This window comes from Shewanella sp. 4t3-1-2LB, from assembly GCF_017368415.1.
GTDB lineage: Bacteria > Pseudomonadota > Gammaproteobacteria > Enterobacterales > Shewanellaceae > Shewanella > Shewanella fodinae.
In genome coordinates this window covers 1-4,953 of sequence record NZ_JAFNJD010000084.1, presented here as the reverse complement: position 1 = coordinate 4,953, position 4,953 = coordinate 1, and the positions used below count along the sequence as shown (strand labels likewise).

At 46.8% G+C, this 4,953-nt stretch carries 5 protein-coding genes; 3 read left to right on the top strand and 2 right to left on the bottom strand.

All coding sequences use genetic code 11. The features are described 5' to 3' along the window. Window positions 1–204 precede the first annotated feature (204 nt). The 3 genes from J3L11_RS18500 to oxyR all read left to right on the top strand — a co-directional run bounded on the left by J3L11_RS18500 (window position 205) and on the right by oxyR (window position 2,695). Window positions 205–1,116: a TIGR01212 family radical SAM protein gene (locus tag J3L11_RS18500; RefSeq protein ID WP_207571941.1), complete on the top strand. Its 912-nt coding sequence runs from the start codon at window positions 205–207 to the stop codon at window positions 1,114–1,116. Window positions 1,117–1,250: 134 nt separating this feature from the next. After that, window positions 1,251–1,616, top strand: coding sequence for an Hpt domain-containing protein (locus J3L11_RS18495; RefSeq protein ID WP_189617562.1), 366 nt, complete (start codon window positions 1,251–1,253; stop codon window positions 1,614–1,616). A gap of 170 nt (window positions 1,617–1,786) precedes the next feature. Further along, window positions 1,787–2,695, top strand: a complete 909-nt coding sequence (gene oxyR, locus J3L11_RS18490; RefSeq protein WP_133038028.1) for a hydrogen peroxide-inducible genes transcriptional activator OxyR — start codon at window positions 1,787–1,789, stop codon at window positions 2,693–2,695. 10 nt (window positions 2,696–2,705) lie between these two features. On the opposite strand, the gene J3L11_RS18485 is transcribed toward oxyR, so the two are convergent. Then, window positions 2,706–3,779, bottom strand: a complete 1,074-nt coding sequence (locus J3L11_RS18485; RefSeq protein WP_229799933.1) for an adenylate/guanylate cyclase domain-containing protein — start codon at window positions 3,777–3,779, stop codon at window positions 2,706–2,708. A 123-nt stretch (window positions 3,780–3,902) separates the two neighbouring features. Next, window positions 3,903–4,577: a DNA mismatch repair endonuclease MutH gene (mutH, locus tag J3L11_RS18480; protein ID WP_207571940.1), complete on the bottom strand. Its 675-nt coding sequence runs from the start codon at window positions 4,575–4,577 to the stop codon at window positions 3,903–3,905. Between the last annotated feature and the right edge of the window lie 376 nt (window positions 4,578–4,953).

The following is a 4,953-nucleotide window of genomic DNA, read 5'->3' as shown; positions in this document are numbered from 1 at the left end:
ATACTATTGTAGCGAAGAAGTAGGACTGTTTGCTGTTTTTTTAGGCAAAAAAATAATAACTAATTAGTCAATTTGTGTGAGTAACTATGCAAAATGACGTGGATTGTGAGAACATAACGTATATCAGTGAAGTTTGATGTGGGGCAATACGCTGTGTAATGGTGGTTGTTAAGCTAGCGGTTTTTTAGTGTAGCGCAGTAGCTTATGGGACTGGATGACTTTGTCTCAACATTTGCAATGTATTGTCAGCAGCGATTTGGTGAAGGTGTGCAGAAGCTGACACTGGATGCGAATTTTACCTGTCCAAACCGTGATGGCACATTGGGTCGTGGCGGTTGTACCTTTTGTAATGTGGCATCGTTTACTTATGTACTTGGTAGTGAGCAATCGATAGCAACACAGTTGTCTGAGGGAAAGCAGCGACTACGGGCAAAAGCTTCGAAATTTTTAGCCTACTTCCAGGCATATACCAGCACTTATGAGGAATATGCTGTACTGCAGCAGCGTTATGATGAAGCGCTAGCGAGTACCGATCTGGTCGGCTTATGTGTTGGAAGTCGACCAGATTGTTTACCCGACAAGGTGCTCGATCTATTGCTGGCGTATCAGCATCAGGGACACGAAGTATGGCTAGAACTGGGATTGCAAAGTGCTCACGATGATACGTTGAAGCGGATTAACCGTGGTCACGATTTTGCTACCTATGTAGATGCGGTGGAGCGTGCTCGCAAACGAGGGTTGAAAGTTTGTACCCATCTGATCCTCGGTTTACCTGGAGAGGATAATATCATGCACTTGCAGACCTTACAGCGCGTACTGGCCGTGGGTGTTGACGGCCTAAAACTGCATCCGTTACATATTGTAGAGGGTAGTACCATGGCAAAGGCTTGGCGCTGTGGGCGGTTATTGCCACCAACTATGGAACAGTACGCCGCTAGTGCCGGTGAATTAATTCGTCATACGCCTAGAGACATCATATTCCATCGTGTTACCGCTTATGCTAAGCCTCCTGTGTTGCTGGCACCACAGTGGTGCAGTAGTCGCTGGAAAGGGTTAAATGCGGTTGTGCAGGAACTGGCGCGTGCTGGTGGTCAAGGGTCTGCATTATCTCGCTGATTTTAAAATTCTTTATAAAGTTTGTCGGCATATTGTTAACAGTTGGCTATCCGATGGGAATCGATGGCTTTTAAGTTGCGCTCAACTTTTTACTGGGTATGATGTGGTAAATTTAGACGTCAAGGAGCGCCTGTATGGCTACCTCGGATTTGGAAACGATACTGGACCTTAACACTTTGGAACAATACTGTAGCGCCATTGGTGCTGGGACTCTGCTCAAGAGCGTGGTGTTGTTTGAACAGTTGTTACCTGAGTATCTGAGCAATCTGCAACAGGCTGCTGGAGCAAATAATAAAGAGCAACTTTGCTCTGAAGCGCATAAATTTAAAGGCGCCGCTGGATCAGTGGGTCTGAAGCGCGTCCATTATTACGCTCAGTTATTACAACATGGCGAAGATCCTGAATGGGATAATCAACATCAGGCGTGGTTACAGCAAATTTTGACCGAGGTTACGGCAGATTTGCAGCAGTTGAAGTCATTTCTGGAAGCCAAAGCCTGACATCTGTGGCATCAGTCCCTCGGCGTCATATATAGCGATTCATTACGCTGCGGTACGGTGGCGCCTATCTCGTAAGCTTTTGTCGCGAAGATGGCTACTGCCCAGCGGCACTTTTGTGGTAATTTGGTCACATCTCCCCAGAGATCACTCACCAGTCGGAAATGGATTCGATGAAACCTTTGCCCAGTTTGAAAAACCTTTATTACTTGGTCAATCTGCATCAGGAGCAGAATTTCAATCGCGCTGCCGGTATTTGTCACGTTAGCCAATCGACGCTGTCCAGCGGCATCCAGAATCTGGAAGAACAACTTGGTTATCAACTGATTGAGCGCGATCATAAGTCGTTTATGTTTACCGCCATCGGCGAAGAAGTCGTGCAACGGGCACTGAAAATTCTCACCGATGTGGATGACCTAGTGGAATTAGTGAAAAATCAGGGCGAACCCATGACCGGGGAAATCCGTTTAGGGTGTATCCCAACCATTGCCCCATTCTTGTTGAGTCGTTTGGTCAAACAGTGCCACGAAAATTACCCTCAGCTCAGTTTGTTATTGAAAGAAGATACTACCGAACGGTTATTAGCCGCATTGGGTAAGGGCGAGTTAGATCTGTTGTTGCTAGCATTGCCCGCTGACGTGACAGGCTATCACAGCATGAAAGTGGGAATAGACCCCTTTAAAATGGTGATCCACAAAGATCTTGCTGACTCAGTGCATGAACCAGTGGATTATCAGGCATTGCCCGATGAAAGTATTTTCTTGCTGCAAACTGAGCATTGTATTACCGGTCACGCTATCAGCGCCTGTCAGTTGGGCGATAGTCGTAAGGTCAATCCTTTCGCTGCTACCAGTTTGCACACACTGGTACAGATGGTAAACAGCAAATTGGGGACAACTTTTTTACCACAGATGGCAATTGACGCCGGCATTCTTAACGATACGGACTTGACGGTGCTGGCACCTCCTGGAGAGGCTCCCTACCGCGAAATCGGTCTGGTGTGGCGGCAGACAACGAGTCGTATTCGCACTTTCAGGGCGTTAGGACTGGAAGTGCAGAAGCTATTACAGCAGAAACTCTAATACGTAGGGGTTAGCCTTGCTTGGGTTTGACACCGTACACTTCAATTGAGTGTTGTTTGCCTTTGAGTTTTACCGGACCGAGGTTGGTGAGTTGGTACTCGCTATGGTCATTTTCTAGACGGGCAACCAAGGCTCCAGACAGCAGCATCCGTTGTCCCAGCGGGTTACACTGATCCTGCAACCGCGCTAATGTGTTGATCACATCGCTAAAGAAGCTGATCTCTTGTTTCTGCACCCCAACCACGGCGGCAACTACCTGACCGCAATGGGCTGCCGCTTTGAATTTTGGCACAAAACCATACTGCTCTTCAAAGTAACGACGTTGCCAGTTGAGTTGTTGGCTAAATTCAAAATAGACGTTCATGCAGCGATCATTGATGATCCCTTGCGACAGTGGCCAATGGATCAACACTGCATCACCCATATAACGATAAATTTCAGCATCATTATTGGTGATGGTTTCTGACAACAAGCTGAAACAGTCTTGAATTAATCGGCTGAACCGATAATCCCCCAGTGATTCAGCGTGGGTGGTGGACGCCACCATGTCTATGTATAGGAACAGCCGCTGTTCATAGCGGGGACGATGATATTTCCCCATGCCAATGTTTAGCAGAATTCGTGGCCCCACCAGTAACGCCATCTGCTCAATGAACGCCAGCCCGACCCGGACCACCACCAGATAAATCATCAACGCTTGGAATGACGGGCTGTAGAGAATATGTATCGTCAGCATCTGTCGCAAGGTGGCAATATGGTTTTCAATCGCCCACATATTTAGATACTGAGTCATGTATGCCAGCGTGGTGGCGCCTAACAGCAGGAATAAGCCCTTAAAGATAACCGAGAAGATATAAGGCAGCCGGTTAATAGCGCTGAAATCTGCAATCAGGTTCGACATCCAGTGCAGACTGCCGAAAATAATCCCCATGTACACCGCGAGCGTGGCCAAATCCCCTGAGCCAACAGCCCATTGGGGCAACTCAGTCGATTGGGAATAACGGAAAAATACGAAGGCTGACATTGCTCCGGTCCAGGCCAGAATGGCGAACAGAAGTTTCTTTGCCTGTACACGTGCTCTCACGGAATGGGACAGATCCTACAATTTCATTGGCTTATATAAGAGGCGGTAGTTTATCGATATCAACAGGGCGATTCCAGTGATAAATGTGATCTATATCAAACCAATCTCATATCTTTTGTGTGACTAGCCAAAATATTGTCGCAGTATTTGGCGAGTAAAGGCGGTTTTCAGATAGAACCCTCGAGGATTCGTCAGTTGCAGGCTACCATCTGCGGCTATGCTCTCGGTGAGGGTGCGACTGTTGGCGGCCTTCGGACGCAATTGCAGCACTTCACCATGACGCGCTGTAATGCTTGAAACCTTACCAAGACTGATCAGTTCCATGATCTCTTCCCAGTCTTGTTGTAATAGGCGTTGCTGCTCCGCGTCTGGGCGCCAAAGAATCGGCATGCCGATGCGCCTATCTGCGGGCGTGAGCGTTCTGTCGCCCTGAACGGGTATCCACAGTACCTGCTGTAATTTGTGATATACCAAGCTTTGCTGCCAACGCAGGCCGGTAATATTGACTAATGGCGCGACACAGACGTAAGTGGTTTCTAATGGCTGTCCCTGAACATCCACTGGAATGCTCTTTAACTCCACGCCCAAATGCAAAAAATCCTGTTGCGGTTTAGAGCCTGCATTTGCCCCCAACGCCATTTCTAATAATTGTCCAGGCCAGCCTTTATCACGGCGCAGGTTTTGGGGGGCGGTTTGTCCAAGCGACAACGCCAACTGCCCAAGCGTGAGTCCTGCCAGTGACTCCGCGCGTTGCAGCAATTGTTCAACGGATTCTGGCGGGGGAATAATGGTATTCATGAGGTGATTTTACCTGAATTCGCATCAGCAACAATGACGTTCAAAATCTGTTCAGTACGATAAATACATTGCTAAGTTATGCATCATACTAACTTATCATATTAATTTATAAATATTTTTATTTCTTGAGAAAACCTATGACGATGTTTTTCCCCATTTACTCGCCGGATTTTCCATAGTTGCCAACATCTTTATCCACAGCTTTATGGGATAAATCAGAGTGACAGCTAACTTACGACACTTTCAATCTAAATTACAATTTAAATAGTGATATTTTAATCTCTTTATTTTATTGATATGGCGGGGTTGTCGCAAATGACATTTGTGAATAAGCTTGAATTTATCCATGGCGAAATTTTCAACACTAGTATTGCTG

What these genes read in the sequence shown, in the direction of transcription:
- oxyR (WP_133038028.1), top strand. Translation starts at nt 1,787, where the DNA reads ATGAAACCTTTGCCCAGTTTGAAAAACCTTTATTACTTGGTCAATCTG.
- mutH (WP_207571940.1), bottom strand. Translation starts at nt 4,577, where the DNA reads ATGAATACCATTATTCCCCCGCCAGAATCCGTTGAACAATTGCTGCAA.
- J3L11_RS18500 (WP_207571941.1), top strand. Translation starts at nt 205, where the DNA reads ATGGGACTGGATGACTTTGTCTCAACATTTGCAATGTATTGTCAGCAG.
- J3L11_RS18495 (WP_189617562.1), top strand. Translation starts at nt 1,251, where the DNA reads ATGGCTACCTCGGATTTGGAAACGATACTGGACCTTAACACTTTGGAA.